Annotated in this window: 11 protein-coding genes; 5 read left to right on the top strand and 6 right to left on the bottom strand. The window is 73.0% G+C overall.

The features are described from left to right. Positions 1-387: 387 nt before the first annotated feature. Positions 388-1419, bottom strand: coding sequence for a rod shape-determining protein (locus tag ACWD12_RS36170; RefSeq protein WP_450103135.1), 1032 nt, complete (start codon positions 1417-1419; stop codon positions 388-390). 570 nt (positions 1420-1989) lie between these two features. On the opposite strand from ACWD12_RS36170, the gene ACWD12_RS36165 reads away from it, so the two are divergent. Then, positions 1990-3558: a PP2C family protein-serine/threonine phosphatase gene (locus ACWD12_RS36165; protein WP_450103134.1), complete on the top strand. Its 1569-nt coding sequence runs from the start codon at positions 1990-1992 to the stop codon at positions 3556-3558. 204 nt (positions 3559-3762) lie between these two features. Here ACWD12_RS36165 and ACWD12_RS36160 read toward each other — a convergent pair whose 3' ends face one another. Further along, positions 3763-5229 (bottom strand): DNA-binding protein NsdB, encoded by a 1467-nt coding sequence (locus ACWD12_RS36160; protein ID WP_450103133.1) that lies wholly within the window; start codon positions 5227-5229, stop codon positions 3763-3765. Between the two features lie 652 nt (positions 5230-5881). On the opposite strand from ACWD12_RS36160, the gene ACWD12_RS36155 reads away from it, so the two are divergent. Then, the gene (locus ACWD12_RS36155; RefSeq protein ID WP_450103185.1) at positions 5882-6883 is read left to right on the top strand and encodes a phosphotransferase; all 1002 of its coding nucleotides are present in this window, start codon (positions 5882-5884) and stop codon (positions 6881-6883) included. A 258-nt stretch (positions 6884-7141) separates the two neighbouring features. Here the strand turns inward: ACWD12_RS36155 and ACWD12_RS36150 are convergent, their stop codons facing one another. Both ACWD12_RS36150 and ACWD12_RS36145 read right to left on the bottom strand, forming a co-directional pair. After that, positions 7142-7864: a PspA/IM30 family protein gene (locus ACWD12_RS36150; protein ID WP_358360965.1), complete on the bottom strand. Its 723-nt coding sequence runs from the start codon at positions 7862-7864 to the stop codon at positions 7142-7144. Between the two features lie 36 nt (positions 7865-7900). Next, positions 7901-9982 carry a TPM domain-containing protein gene (locus tag ACWD12_RS36145; RefSeq protein WP_450103184.1) on the bottom strand — a complete coding sequence of 694 codons (2082 nt, stop codon included), beginning with the start codon at positions 9980-9982 and terminating at the stop codon, positions 7901-7903. Positions 9983-10109: 127 nt separating this feature from the next. On the opposite strand from ACWD12_RS36145, the gene ACWD12_RS36140 reads away from it, so the two are divergent. Continuing rightward, complete coding sequence (locus ACWD12_RS36140) at positions 10110-10355, top strand: hypothetical protein (protein ID WP_450103132.1); 246 nt, start codon at positions 10110-10112, stop codon at positions 10353-10355. 94 nt (positions 10356-10449) lie between these two features. Here the strand turns inward: ACWD12_RS36140 and ACWD12_RS36135 are convergent, their stop codons facing one another. Further along, on the bottom strand, positions 10450-10932 hold the full coding sequence (locus tag ACWD12_RS36135; RefSeq protein WP_358360960.1) for a hypothetical protein: 483 nt from the start codon (positions 10930-10932) through the stop codon (positions 10450-10452). Positions 10933-11084: 152 nt separating this feature from the next. Between ACWD12_RS36135 and ACWD12_RS36130 the strand changes: the two genes are divergently transcribed. Together ACWD12_RS36130 and ACWD12_RS36125 are read left to right on the top strand one after the other, a co-directional pair. Next, on the top strand, positions 11085-12194 hold the full coding sequence (locus ACWD12_RS36130) for an NAD-dependent epimerase/dehydratase family protein (protein WP_450103131.1): 1110 nt from the start codon (positions 11085-11087) through the stop codon (positions 12192-12194). Between the two features lie 35 nt (positions 12195-12229). Next, on the top strand, positions 12230-13435 hold the full coding sequence (locus tag ACWD12_RS36125) for a CaiB/BaiF CoA transferase family protein (RefSeq protein ID WP_450103130.1): 1206 nt from the start codon (positions 12230-12232) through the stop codon (positions 13433-13435). A 153-nt stretch (positions 13436-13588) separates the two neighbouring features. On the opposite strand, the gene ACWD12_RS36120 is transcribed toward ACWD12_RS36125, so the two are convergent. Then, positions 13589-13792 (bottom strand): cold-shock protein, encoded by a 204-nt coding sequence (locus ACWD12_RS36120; RefSeq protein WP_358360953.1) that lies wholly within the window; start codon positions 13790-13792, stop codon positions 13589-13591. Positions 13793-13903: the final 111 nt, after the last annotated feature.

Genomic DNA, 13903 nt, shown 5'->3' with positions numbered 1-13903 from the left:
ACTGAGAGCCCAGGACACTCGCGGACCCCGGACAACCGGGCCCGAAACCGCTCGGAACTGCCCGGACTCCGCAGGGCTGACGGGAAACGCAGAACCCCGGGACCGTCTAGGCCCGGGGCTGAAGTGCACTGGACTGCGGCGCACTGAGCTCCCGCGCACCGGACCGCCGAGCAGCCGGATCTCTGGGCCTCTGGGCCTCGGCACCCGCTGCCGTGACGCGGGCGGCCCGCCCCTGCCGTCGGGGACCGGCGACACGACCGCGAAGGTACGGTCGTCGGGCGGGCCGCCTCTTCTGGGTAGCCACCATGGGGCCGCATCCATGTGGCTGCCACCGGCAGCTGTCTTGGGGAAGCCCCGCACCGGGTGCCGGTGCGTCTCCCGATGGCCTCAGGCCACCGGGGCGAAGGCCTCCGGGTCCGTGGCGGTCTCTTCCTCGGAAGACGTCTCGGCGTGCACGGGTTCGCGCGGCGGCTTGGTGGAGCGGCCGTCCATGAGTCGGGCGAGGCCGTCGATCACCCTGGACTGCGGGTCCGACGCCACGTGCACGGGCATCCCGGTCGCGGCCCCGATCATCGCGTCCAGCCCGGGGATGTGCGCCCCGCCGCCCGCGACGGTTATGCCGCGGTCGGCCAAGTCGACCACCAGGTCCGGCGGGGACCGGCGCAGTACGCCGGTGATGCCGTCGAGCAGCGAGGCCAGCGGGTTGCAGATGATGTCGCGTACGCCCGCCGACTCGACGGCCAGCGTGCGGGCCAGGCCGGTGGCGACGTCCTTGCCGATGACCGTGATGACCTCGTCGACGTCGAGCCGGGCGTAGATCTCCCGAATCGCGCCGGTGGGCATGACGACCCCGTGCCGCGCGCGCAGGTGCTCGGCGATCGCGTGGTCGATGGCGTCGCCGCCGACCGGAAGGATCGACGCCGCGACCACGGCGCCGAGCGACAGCACCGCGATCTGCGTGGTGGCCGCGCCGCAGACCACGACCATGGCCGCCTCGGGGAGGTCGACCGGCAGGCCGCAGCCGACGGCCGCCGCCACCGGGATGTCGACCAGCTCGACGCGCCGTACGCCCAGCCCGGCCAGCGACGCGACGGCCGCCTTGCGGGTGAGCGGGCCGCTGTCGTGCGGTACGCCGACCACCGCTCGTACGCCGCCGGGTCTGCGCCAGATCGGCGCCACCCGGCGGTCCACCAACTGGCGCAGCATCGACTGCGCCAGCTCGGCGTCCACGACGGTGCCGCTCGAGATCGGGCGCGCGACGCGGATATGGTCCGGTGACCGGCCGACCATCCGGGCCGCGACCGATCCGACGGCGACCAGTCCTCCGGTGCGGGTGTCCACCGCGGCGAGACTGGGTTCGTCCACGACCAGGCCGTCGTTCTTGAGGTAGACGCGGGTCCGGGACGCCCCCAGGTCCACGGCCACATGACAACGCCGCAAAGCGGCAGGATCGACTCCCACTGCATCCTCCGTTTCGTCCGGGCGTGTTCGACGGAGCCGGAACCTCGCTTGGACTGCGGATCAGGCTCCATCGTGTGCAGCTTGCGCGGCGGTCCGCGCGTCTACTGGGCCGGTCGGGTGACGACACACCGTTGGCGGGTGCCGGGTCGGCGGCAGCCGGGGGCATCGCGAGGAACCGAAGAGTTGGACGACGGCCCGCGGTTCGACCGCTCGGGGTACGCGGGCCCCCGGTGCGATGGCGCGCGGTACGTCGACTCGCGGTACGACGGGGCGCGGTACGACGGGGCGCGACATGTCGACTCGCGGTACGTCGGCCCATCGGGCGGCCGACCCGCGATGATCACAGCTGATCGTGCACGGACGCCTTCCGGCGGGCACCTCGATCGTTTTCGGTCAGCAGGTCGCTCGATACGGTACGGAACCGTCAACCCGCCATCTCCCTCCACCAATGTGGTGAAATCGCCCCCGGTAGGAACGCCGCTGTGCGAGAGTCGGTGCGGCGACACGGAAGCGGGCGTAGGCGGGTGGATGCACGAGCGGCCGGAGTTCGACGCGGCGGATCTGTCGGCGATGATGACGAGGGTGGCCCGGCTGAGGTCCGAGGTCGACGACCTGCTCACGACGTACACCGCGCAGGAGTCCACACGCCGGGCGCACGTCTGCGAGTTGCTGTCGTCGAGCCTTGAGGAGTCGCTGGACCATCTCGCGCAACTGTGCGCGCCGGTACGCGAGGACGCCACCGCCCGCGACCGCGACGCGTGGCCGCACGAGACGTACCGGCACGGAACGCACGCGTTCCCGGCGGTCCCCGAGGTCTTCCGGTCGCAGCGCTACCTGCGTCCGCGCCTGATCGACACCGTGGTCGGCGACACCCTGGTGCCGGCACGCCCGGCGGCACCGCGCGACCTGCTGCTGCCGCCCGACGAGCCGGTACGCGGTCGCGGTCACGAGGACCTCGTGTCCCGCGCCGTGCCCGCGCCGCGGGCGCACGCCGGGCTCATCGCGAGCGCGGAATGGCACCTGGACACCGATGAGATCCGCTGGTCCGACGAGATGTACCTGCTGTTCGACCGCGATCCGGTGGCGGGCCCGGTACGCCTCGACGACCTCCCCCGCCATGTCCTGCCCGGCGACCTCCCCGAGGTCGAGGCCCTGGTCGGCGAGTTGCTCAACGAACTCGTGCCTGCCGAGGCGGAGTTCCGCGTACTGCGCGCGGACGGCACGACCCGTTCGCTGCACCTGATCGGCGAACCGGTGCTGGACGCCGACGGAACGCCGCGCAGTGTGTGGGCCATCCTCCGGGACGTCTCCGAACTGCGCTGGACGCAGGCCGCGTTGACCGAGGCACGCGAGCAACTGCTCGTACAGCGGCAACTCGCCCAGGCCGAGCACCGCATCGCGGCGGAACTCCAGCGCGCGGTCATGCCGCGCTGGACCCGGGCCATCGCGCTGCCCGGACTCGACGTCGCCACCCGCTACTTCCCCTCCGACGGCCTCCGGGTGGGCGGCGACTGGTACGACGGCATGGCCCTCCCGGACCGCACGGTCCTGGTCAGCATGGGCGACATGGCCGGGCACGGTCTGGCCGCCGCGGCCGGGATGACCACGCTGCGCAGCGCCCTCGAAGGGTTCGCGATCACCGGTGCCCCGCCCGGCGAAATGCTGTACTGGCTCAACCGCCTGGTCCTGCACGCCATGCCCGCCGAGGCCGTCGCGACCGCGCTGTGCGGCCGGTACGACCCCGACCGCCGGGTGCTGACCATGGCCCGCGCCGGCCATCCGCCGCTGCTGCTCTTCCGCAACGGCCACGGTTCGATCCCGAACATGCCGGGCGGCATCCTGCTGGGTGTGCACGACGAACCGCGCTACGAGGAGCTCCGCCTCGAACTCCGGGCCGGAGACCTGATGTTGCTGTTCACCGACGGCCTCGTGGAGCGCCGCGGGATCGACATCGACGACTCGATCCGGTCGCTGCTCTCCCTCGCTCCGCTGCTCACCGGGGCCGACGCGCGCTCGTGCGTGGACATCGTGGTGAGCCGCCTGGGCCACACTGATTACGAGGACGACGCCTGCGTCATGGCGTTGCGCGTGACCTAGGCCCACGAGCGGCACATAGCACAGATGCACGTGTGACTCAGCATGCGTGACCTGGGCGCGCGGGACGCCACTGCCCGAAGGCGACGTGGGTAAGCCCGAGACGCGAGCAGGCGAGCAGGCGAGCAGGCGAGCAGGCGAGCAGAGGGGAGACGGGCAGGCGGGGAGACGGGCAGGGCCCAAAACCGTACCGGGGCCGACGCCCGGCTATGCCGTCGTCGGCCCCGTCGGCCCCCCGCCTTCGGCGATCTCCTCGTGAAGGCTTCTGATCTCCGGCACGTCCTTGTACCGCCCGGTCAGCTTCTGCATGTCCCCGAGCCGGTCCCACGTGCGGTGCGACGAGACCTCGCGTGTGGAGCGGATGGCGAGCCGGGCGTACTGCGCGCCCGCGTCGGCCTGGCCGTCGAGGAGGTACGCGGACGCCAGCGAGATCAGGTCGAACGTCTGCGATCGCTGATGGCCCTGCGCCCGCAACTCCATGGCCTTCTGGGCGTGTTCCTGCGCGAGGCGGACCGCCGACGGGTCGGTGTCGGCCAGGGTGCGGTACACCAGTGCCTGCATGCCGTGCAGGTCCGCGCTGTCGAAGAAGGCGATCCAGTCCGGGTCTTCCTGCGGCTGCGCACGTGTGAACTCGCGTTCGGCCAGGCCGAGCGTACGCCGGCACTCGACCGACTGCCCGAGTGCCGCCTGCGCCCACGCCTCCACCGTGTGGAACATCGCCCGCGTGGTCGGCGTCGCCCGCTCCCCCGCCGTGCGCTGGGCCAGTTCGATGAGCGACAGCGCGTCGCGCGCCCGCCCCAGATGCACCATCTGCCGGGCCGCACGCGACAATGCCTCGGCCGCACGCGGTAGGTCGCCCGCCTCGCGGGCCGCGTGCGCGCCGATGACGAAGTAGTTCTGCGCGGTGGGGTTCAGGCCCACGTCGTGCGACATCCAGCCGGCCAGTACGGAGAGGTTCGCCGCCACCGCCCATAGACGCTGTTTAACGGCTCCCGGGTTATCCGCGGTCAGCAGGTTGCCGACCTCGTTGAGCTGGCCGACGACGGCCTTGCGTTGGAGGCCGCCGCCCCGGTTCGCGTCCCACGCGCGGAAGACGGTGACCGCGTGTTCGAGCGCGGCGACCTCCTCCGAGCCCACGGGGCCCGCGTCGATGGGAGCGTACGCGGCACGTGCGCCGAACGCGTTGGCGCGCGGCACCGCCGTGGCGGCGCCGGCGCCCGGCGCGGACTTGGCCGTGCCGAGCCAGCGGTCGAAGTTGGTGACAAGCACGGGGCCCGCGACCAACGCGAATCCCGTTCCGACGAAGCCACGCCGATTGAGCATGAGGTCCATTCCCGTGAACTCGGTCAAGGCGTCCACGGTGCGCTTGGTGCTCCACGGCAGTTCCTCGGGAACGGCTGGTACGTGGTGCCTGGGGCGCCCGGTGAGGCCAAGATCCTCGGAGGTGACAACACGTCCGAGTCGCTCGGTGAACAGCGCCGCGAGCACGCGCGGGACGGGGTCGCGCGGGCACTCCCCGTCCTCCAGCCACCGCCGCACCCGTGAGGTGTCGGTGGCCAGTTGCGGGTGCCCCATGCCGGCCGCGCGCCGGTTGACCAGCCGGGCCAGTTCGCCCTTCGACCAACCGGTCAGCGCGAAGAGATCCACCAGTTTGGTGTTGCGCCCGCGCCGCATGTCGGCCCGCCCTTCGATTCGCCGTTCACGTTCGAGCCCCCAGGTTGCTCGGTGATTCGAGGCTAGTGCGGGGCAAGGCGCATGCCGTCGATTCGCCACAGTTCGCCAGGGTCCGCCACGTGGATCACCACCCGCGCGAGGGAGTCTCGTGGGTGATGGATCCGGAACGCGGGGCCTACCCACCCCGCGGCCGGTATCCCGGCACTGGTCCTCGGCCGACGCGACCCTGTCGCCGCGGACCGTGTCGCCGCGCGAGGCGTACGACCCGAGCACCATGCGAGCAACGCGCACGGCAGCACCACCACCGGTGCCGGCGACCGGTCGGGGCGGCCCCCAGGACGCCCCGGTCCGGCCCCGTGCGGATCCGACCGCCCCCCGGTCGACCGCGCGGCCTTTGGCGGCACCCTCCCGGATCCCCGGAGCAGGAAGGTCCTCGATGTCACCCTCCCCGTCACCCCTGGCCCGCGGCACGTCGGGCCCCACGGTGCGCGGCAGTTCGCCGCGGCCCTCCGCGTACGGCCCCGCCACCTCGCCCCCCACGCGCCGTCCCGCTCAGCCCGGTCCGGCCGGCGGCCGGGCGAACAGCCAGAGCGGGCCGCGCCCGCCCGGCTCGCCGGGGGCCGATCCGGGGCGCCAGCGCACGGGCGGCGGAGTGCCGGGGGGGTACGGTCCGGTCGGGCGCGACGCGGACGCGGCGGGACGGCGCGTACCGGCGCCGGGTCGGGGCGGTCCGCGGGACCGCACGGGGCGGGGGGCGGAGGGCGGACCGCAACAGCCGTCCGTGACACCGTCGGTGGTGGCCGCCGCGGCGGCGAAAGTGTGCCCGGGATTCGTCGCGGGCGCGGTGATGCGGCGCACCCAGAAGTCGGTGCTCATGACCGGATCGGTCGGGCGCAACCCGGTGGTGGCGAAGTACCTTGTGGACGACTCCTCGCACTGGATGCAGCGGCTGAGGCACGAGATATCGGCGTACCGCACGTTCACGCGGCAGCGGCCGCCGGTGCGGGTGCCGCGGCTGTTCGGTGCGGATCCGGACCGGCGCATCCTGGTCATGGAGCACGTGCCGGGACGGCCGGTGGCGGTGGAGCGGCACCCCGGGGCCGCCCTGCCGCGCGGCGACGTCCGTGCGGTGCTCCAGGCCTTCGGCGCGCTGAACGCGTGGAAGCCGCCCTCGGGTTCGTTCCAGGCGGCCTTCGACTACGTGCCGCGCGTACAGCGATACCACGCGCTCGGGCTGCTGACCGACCGTGACGCGGGCGACCTGGCGCAGCTCCTGCGCGGCCTGTCCCGCCTGCCGCTGCAACTGTGCCACGGGGACGCGTTGTTCTCGAACATGCTGCTCACCTCGCACGGACCGGCCCTGGTGGACTGGGAGTTCGTGGGCTACCACCTGCCGGGCTACGACCTCGCGGTGCTGTGGTCGCTGCTCGCCCGGGACCCGCTGACACGACGCCAGATAGTCCAGTCCGCGCAGCAGAGCGGCTCGTTCGCGCGCGACGCGTTCCTGGTCAACCTCATGCTCGTGCTGGTCCGCGAGATCCGGATCCACGACCAGGCCTCGGCGGGCGAGGACGAACGGCGACTGCTCCGCCGTCTGCACGACGACTGCACGACGGTACGCCGAGCCGTGCGTGCTGCGGTGGGAACGCACTGACCGGCGACCGAGGACGACGTCGGGCCGGATCCCCGGACGGACCGGACCCTACCGCCGCGTGACACGGAAGGAGGCGGGGCCCCTGGGAGCGGATCCACTCGGGACGAACGGCACAGGAGGCCGGCGGTAGCCCACTCCCGCCGGCCTCGTGCCGCTGGCTCCGGGTTCCCGGGCAGTGTTCCGGGCCTGTGTTTCCGATCCCGGTTTCCCGTCCCCGGGTCTCGATCCCAGGCCTTGTTCCTGGGCCTTGTTCCGCGGTCAGGCGGGCGTCTTCGACTTGAGGGCGGCAAGCCGGGCCGCGACCTCGGCGTCGTCCGCGACGTCGTCCAGCGACTCGAACTGCGCGTCCAGCGACGACGCGGCCAGCTCCTCGGCACCGCGTACGCGGGCCTCCTCACGCCGCACCTTCTCCTCGAAGCGGGACACCTCGCTGGTCGGGTCCATGACGTCGACGCTCTTGAGAGCGTCGTGCACCCGCGACTGCGCCTGGGCCGACTTGGCGCGGGCCACCAACTCGTCACGCTTCCTGCGCAGTTCGTCGAGCTTCTCACGCATCTTCGAGAGCCCGTCCTTGAGCTTGTCGACCGACTGCTGCTGCGCGGCGATGGTCGGCTCGGCGGTCTTGGCCTCCCGTTCGTAGTCCAGCTGCCTGCCCAGCGCGACCTTGGCGAGGTTGTCGAACTTGTCCGCGTCGGTGGTGTCGCCCGACGCCCGGAGGGAGTCCGCCTTCTGACTGGCCGCCAGGGCTTTGCGACCCCACTCGGCGGCGGACTCGACGTCCTCGCGGTGGTCGTCCTCCATGAGCCGCAGGTTGCCGATCGTCTGGGCGATCGCGGCTTCCGCCTCACCGATGTTCTCGGTGTAGTCGCGGACCAGTTGGTCCAGCATCTTCTGCGGGTCCTCGGCCTGGTCGAGGAGGGCGTGGATGTTGGCCTTGGCCAGCTGCGTGACGCGGCCGAGGACCGTCTGCTTGCTGCTCATGTGCGCCTTGCCTTTCTGCGAACGGGTGTTGGTACGTCAGAACCGGCCGCCACCTCCCCTGCGCCCCCGCGTACCGCTGCCGCCGAAACTGCCCGGCCCGGGACCGCCGCCCCGTCCGCTGCCCCGTCCTCCGCTCCGCCCGCCGCCCAGGCCGCCGTTGATGAGGATGCCGCCGAGCACGACTCCGGCGAGGTTCCCGAACCCTCCGCCGCCGCCCCCGAATCCGCCGCCGAGTCCACCTCCGAACCCGCCGCCCGTGCCACCCGCGCCGCCGCCGCGGAACCGCTGCACGTCCTGCTGCGCGAGGCCGATCGCCTCACCGGCCAAGGCCGCGGACCGCTGCGCCTCCGCGAGGGCCGCCACGGGGTCGGCCGACGCGCTCCCGTGGGCCTGGTCCAAGTGCCGCTGCGCTTCGCCGAGTCGGGTGCGCGCGGTGCCGCCGACCGCGCCCCGGTTCGTGGTGACGAAGTCGGACGCCGCCGCCACCTCGGCACGCGCCGCGCCGAGCGCCTGGTCCAGCCCGGCCCGGGCCCGCCGGACCCGGTCCTGTTCGTCGCGTACGTCGGCAAGTGCCTTGTCGAGCGCGGCGTCCGCCTCCTCGATGCGCCGGGCGGCGGCAATCGGGTCCGTGGGGGCCGAGGCCGGCTCCGGCTGCGGGGCGGCGGCCGCGAGTTCGCCGCGCGCCCGGGCGATGAGGCCGACAAGGGCCGGGTCGTTGCGGCCCGCGGCCACCAGTGCGTCCGCCTCGGCGAGGTCGGCCCGTGTCTCCGCGATCAGGCCGGGCAACGACGCCGCCGCCGCCTCCAGTTCGGCGGCGCGCCGGTGCACGGCATCGAGGAGCTGCCCCACCTGGGCGACGGCCGCTTCCGCCGCCTGCACGGAGACCGCGGCGGGTCCGGTACGCCCGGCGGTGTGCTCGCGGTCCGCGTCCGTCAGCGCGTCCTGCACGAAAGCCAGGCGCTCGGCGGCCTGGTCCGCGTTGTCGGCGACCGGGGCGAGCGCGGAGTCCGCGTACCGCCGGACGAGTTGCGCGAGGGTGGCGCGGGCGGGTTCGACGGCCTGGGACAACGTGGCCGCGTCCCGGGCGACCTGTGCGGCGACTTGCGGTGCGTTCGCCTCCAGGTCGCGCAGCCGGTCGAACGCGTCGGACTGCTCGTCCAGGCGCCGGTTGGCCTCGGTGCAGCGCGCGGTGATCTCGGTGAGCATGGCCCGCTTCGCGGCGTCGTCCTCGGGGACGTCGTCGTCGAGCCGCTGCCGGATCCGGAACGCCGCGCTGAGTTCCGTGCGGGCGAAGTCCAGGGCGGCGGCGAAGGGGACGACCGCTTCCTCGCCGAACTCTGCGGTGGCGAAACCGAGTTCCTGCTCGCTGGTGCGTACCGCGTCGTCGGTCTCGACGAGCAGGCGACTCGCGGACTTGTCCAGCTCCGCGAGCGGGACACCGTCGGGTACGGGCGTCGCGCCGGTCTCGTCGCGGCCGGCGCGGCGGTGCCGTACGAACAGGTAGCCGCCCGCGACCGCCACGCCGCCGACCGCGACGGCGGGGACCCAGCCGGGTACTCCCCCGCCGTCACCGCCGTCGCCGTCCGGGTTCGCGGCCCCCGGGACGATCGGCCCGGGCACGACGGGCGCGCCGGAGAGCATGGCCGTGTAGCCGTCGGCCGCTCCGATCGCCGCCCCGGCCCAGTCGTTCTCCCGCAGGTGCGGCTCGATCGCGATGCGCGAGACCTCGTCGACCTGCGCTTCGGTGAGCCGCGCGGCGTTGTCGACGGAGACGTAGTACTGCCGGGCCCCGGTGGCGACCGCGAGCAGGAGGTCGTCGCGGCCGAGGCCGTTGCGGACGGCGGTGGTGTTCGCCCAGGCCGCGGGGCTCTGCCCGGAGAAGTCGCGCACGTACACGACGAAGAGTTGCAGGCGCTGGGACTGGTCCAACCGGGCGAGTGCCGTCTCGACCTCGTCCTTGCGGCCGTCGAGCGCGCCGACCTTGTCGGTGACCTGGCCGGAGGAGAGCGTGACGGGGCCTTCGGCGGGGGCGGCGGGTGCGGGGGTGCCCGGCAGGGCGGGCAGCGCGGCGAAGCCGAGGATGACGGCGGCCGCGAACATCCGTGCCAGCCGCCGCATGCGCTCCCAGCCCTCCGCCGGTCCCCGGCGGTGCGCCCGGGATCTCCTGTGCACGCACGCTAACCCGACATTTCGGGTGTGGCGACCCGAACCGGGCGACTGGAGGGGCTCGCGTAGATTAGCGGCCATGCCGGAAGACGCCCGTGGACGGCTTGTCAGCGATCCCTTCGAATACCGCGTGACCAAGGACCGGAAGGTGCTGGTGTCGCGCGGTGGCCGCCTGGTCGTGACCGTCTCGGGGGCCGCCGCCGAGCGGCTCGCCACGGGGATCGAGGCGGCGGAGGCGGCCGGGGACGCAACCGCCGTGCAGCACCTGCTGGCCCGGGCGACGGGCAACTACCGCCGCGGGAACGAGAAGCGCGCCACCCGCTGAGGCGCGGCGGCGTGGGGCGTGGGTGCGGCGGCGGAGACGGGGTGGCGGTAGGAGGCGCGGCGCAGCCGCCCGGGGCACGGCCGCGCGCGGCGGCTCAAACCTTGAAGGACTCCGCCGGGATCGGCTTGAGCAGCGCGAAGATGTCGTCCGTGATCGGCCGGTCCCACGACACGACTCGCACCTGCACGTCGTCGCTGCGGTCGAACTCGACGCAGGCGAGCCGCCCCTCGGCGTACTTGACGCGGCGCACGACGAGCAGCCCGTCGTCCTGCATCACCGGGTGCTCCTCGACGCCCAGCTCCTCCGGCATCTCCTCGTGCCCGAGGGCGGCGACCAGCTGCTGTGCCTCGATACGCCCGACGCCCTCGGCCCGACCCGGGGATCCGGCCGGCAGGTTGCCGATCAGCATCGCGGGGCCGCGGCCGGCCAGCAGGTCGTACCGAACGAAGATCCCCTGGCAGCTGCCGTCGGCGCCCGGCAGGATGTGCACGACCACCGACCCCGGCCAGTCGGTGAAGGGGATGGCGAGAACGTCGAAGTCCGGCCCGGCGGGCGGGCGGCGGCGCAGGAAACCCATGGGTCCATGCTACGGCGTGCACCGGCACCCGATTGCCGCGAGGGCCGCCGCGGGATCGCCCTTGTACCCGTGCCGACCTGCGGATACGGTCGCTCCGTCGTGGTAGCTGACTGCGTCAAGTATCTGGCGGTCCCGCGGGAGGGCGGCAGCACATGGGCGAACGGATCCTCGTTGTCGGCGGCACCGGCCCGACCGGCGTCCCGCTCGTGCGCGGGCTGGTTGCCCGCGGGCACGAGATCAGCATCCTGCACCGGGGGACGCACGAGTCGCCGGAGACCCCCGAGGAAGTGCGGCACGTGCACCTCGACCCGTACGACGAGGGGGCGCTGCGGGAGGCCGCGGCCGGTCCGGCGTACGACACGGTCATCGCGATGTACGGGCGGCTGCGCCGCATCGCCGAGGCGTTCGCCGGCCGCACCGGGCGGTTCCTGTCGGTCGGCGGAGTGCCGGCGTACCGCGGCTGGATGAACCCGGAGGTCGCGGGCCCGGCCGGACTGCCCGTCCCGGTCGGCGAGGACGCGCCGCTGGTGCGCGACGCGGCCGAGGACGCCAAGGGGTTCCGCATCGTGCGCACTGAGGAGGCCGTGTTCGCCCATCACCCGCGGGCGACCCACGTGCGCTACCCCTACGTGTACGGCCCCCGCCAACTGGCGCCACGTGAATGGTGCGTCGTGCGTCGGGTGCTGGACGGCCGCCGCCGGATCGTGCTGGCCGACGAGGGCCTGACCCTGCACCACCACGGCTACACCGAGAACCTCGCGCACGCGCTGCTGCTGGCCGTCGACCATCCCGAGCGCAGCGCCGGGCGCATCTACAACGCCGCGGACGACGAGGTGCTGACGGTCCGCCAGGTGGTCGAGACCGTGGCCGCTGCACTCGGCCACAACTTCGAGATCGTCTCCATGCCCTTCGAACTCGCGGTCCCGGCCCGTCCGTTGCTGATGCAGCCGTCGTCGGCGCACCGCGTGCTCGACCTGTCGCGGCTGCGCGCCGACCTGGGGTACCGCGACCTGGTGGCCCCGCGGACGGCGCTGGAGCACACGGCGCGCTGGCTCGCCGAGAACCGGCCGCTGCCCGGCGGCGCCGAAGAGCAGGTGCTCACCGACCCGTTCGACTACGCGGCGGAGGACCGGCTCATGGACGCGTGGTCCGATCTGCGCGACAGCCTGCCGGACGCGGGCTTCGCGACGATGCCGGGGTTCGGGCTCGCGTACAGCGGCCCCGGCGGACGACCGCGCAGCAAGCCGGAGTTCATCGCCTGAGGCACCGCACGGCACACCCACGCAAGGGAGAGCTCATGAGTGAGACCGGCCCGCTTCGGGGCATCCGCATCCTCGACCTGTCGATCGCCGCCACCGGGCCGTACGCCGTGGCCCTGCTGGCCGACCAGGGCGCCGAGGTCATCAAGGTGGAGCGCCCGGGCATCGGCGACATCGCACGGTGGGTCGGCGTCGCCATCGGCGGCACCAGCGCGCTGTTCGCCTCCTGCAACCGCGGCAAGCGCTCGATCGTCGTGGACGTGCACACCCCGGAAGGCCGGGACGTGGTGCGGGCCATCGCCGCGACGTGCGACGTCGTGGTGCAGAACTTCCGCCCTGGCGTGGTGGACCGGCTGGGCATCGGTTACGCGGACCTGTCGGCGGGGCGCGACGACCTCGTCTACGTGTCGTTGTCCGGGTTCGGGCCCGAGGGGCCGTACGCGGGCAAGTCGGCGTACGACCCGGTGATCCAGGCGTACGCCGGACTTGCCGTCAACCAGGCCGACGTGCCCGCCCCCGGTGAGCCGGAACAGCCGGTGTTCCTCCGGCAGTCCGCCGCCGACAAGGTGACCGCCCTGACCGCCGCGCAGGCCGTCACGGCGGCGCTGTTCGCGCGCGAGCGGGGGCAGGGCGGGCAGCACGTCGAGCTGTCCATGCTGGACGCCGTCACGTCGTTCCTGTGGGTCGACGCGACGGGCAACGAGGTGCTGTTGGACAGCGACGGGACGCAGAACTCGAGTTTCAACAAGACGCTCAAGCCGATCCGCTTCAAGGACGGCTGGGCGGTGGTCGCGCCGACCTCCGACGCCGATTTCGCGGGCATGTGCCGGGCGTTCGGCGTGCAAGGGCACGACGATCCGCGGGTGGCGACCATCGGCGAGCGCATGAAGAACCGCGAGTTGACGTCCGAGTTCGTGCAGCGCTGCTACACCGCGGCGCTGTCGATGGAGGTCGGCGCCGCGATGGCGCTCCTGGAGGAACAGCGGGTGCCCTGCGGGCGGGTGCTCTCACCGGCCGAACTGCCGGACGACCCGCACGCGGTGGCGATCGGGCTGTTCGAGGAGAGCACGCACGCCAAGGCGGGCCGGGTCCGACTGCCGCGGCACCCGGCGCAGTTCGCGGGCACGCCCGCCGCGCTCGGCGCGCCGTCGCCGGTGCTCGGCGAGCACACCGACGAGGTGCTGGCCGAGATCGGGATGGCGGACCGGGTGGCCGCGCTGCGGTCGGCGGGTGTGGTGGCCTGACACGGCGCCATCCGCCGTACGGCGCGGAAGGGTTCGACGAGAGGGCCCGCCCCGGGCAGGGGGCGGGCCCTCTCGTCGTACTCAGCTCGCGCTATTCCGAGTCGCGCAAAACCGAAGTCACAGCCGACCGGCCGAGGGCCGGGGCGCGGGCAATCAGAGCGGGCGGACCTGCTCGGCCTGCGGGCCCTTCTGGCCCTGCGTGACCTCGAACTCGACGCGCTGGTTCTCTTCCAGCGTGCGGTAGCCGCTCGTCTGGATCGCCGAGAAGTGCACGAAAACGTCGGCCTGGCCGTCATCCTGCTGAATGAAGCCGTAGCCCTTGTCCGCGTTGAACCACTTGACCGTACCGGTGGCCATGTCTTCTTCCTTCATGAAAACCTCAGCCGCCGCACTGCGCGACGTCCGGGTCGCTTACGTCGAGTGGTCCCACTCCCCGCGAAGTACTCCGGGATGGAAAAACGCCTACGG

It is taken from the genome of Streptodolium elevatio (assembly GCF_053592165.1).
The sequence above is the reverse complement of the archived record's forward strand: the minus strand, read 5'-3'. Positions and strand labels throughout refer to the sequence as shown.

What these genes read in the sequence shown, in the direction of transcription:
- ACWD12_RS36165 (WP_450103134.1), top strand. Translation starts at nt 1,990, where the DNA reads ATGCACGAGCGGCCGGAGTTCGACGCGGCGGATCTGTCGGCGATGATG.
- ACWD12_RS36160 (WP_450103133.1), bottom strand. Translation starts at nt 5,229, where the DNA reads ATGCGGCGCGGGCGCAACACCAAACTGGTGGATCTCTTCGCGCTGACC.
- ACWD12_RS36150 (WP_358360965.1), bottom strand. Translation starts at nt 7,864, where the DNA reads ATGAGCAGCAAGCAGACGGTCCTCGGCCGCGTCACGCAGCTGGCCAAG.
- ACWD12_RS36145 (WP_450103184.1), bottom strand. Translation starts at nt 9,982, where the DNA reads ATGCGGCGGCTGGCACGGATGTTCGCGGCCGCCGTCATCCTCGGCTTC.
- ACWD12_RS36140 (WP_450103132.1), top strand. Translation starts at nt 10,110, where the DNA reads ATGCCGGAAGACGCCCGTGGACGGCTTGTCAGCGATCCCTTCGAATAC.
- ACWD12_RS36135 (WP_358360960.1), bottom strand. Translation starts at nt 10,932, where the DNA reads ATGGGTTTCCTGCGCCGCCGCCCGCCCGCCGGGCCGGACTTCGACGTT.
- ACWD12_RS36130 (WP_450103131.1), top strand. Translation starts at nt 11,085, where the DNA reads ATGGGCGAACGGATCCTCGTTGTCGGCGGCACCGGCCCGACCGGCGTC.
- ACWD12_RS36125 (WP_450103130.1), top strand. Translation starts at nt 12,230, where the DNA reads ATGAGTGAGACCGGCCCGCTTCGGGGCATCCGCATCCTCGACCTGTCG.
- ACWD12_RS36120 (WP_358360953.1), bottom strand. Translation starts at nt 13,792, where the DNA reads ATGGCCACCGGTACGGTCAAGTGGTTCAACGCGGACAAGGGCTACGGC.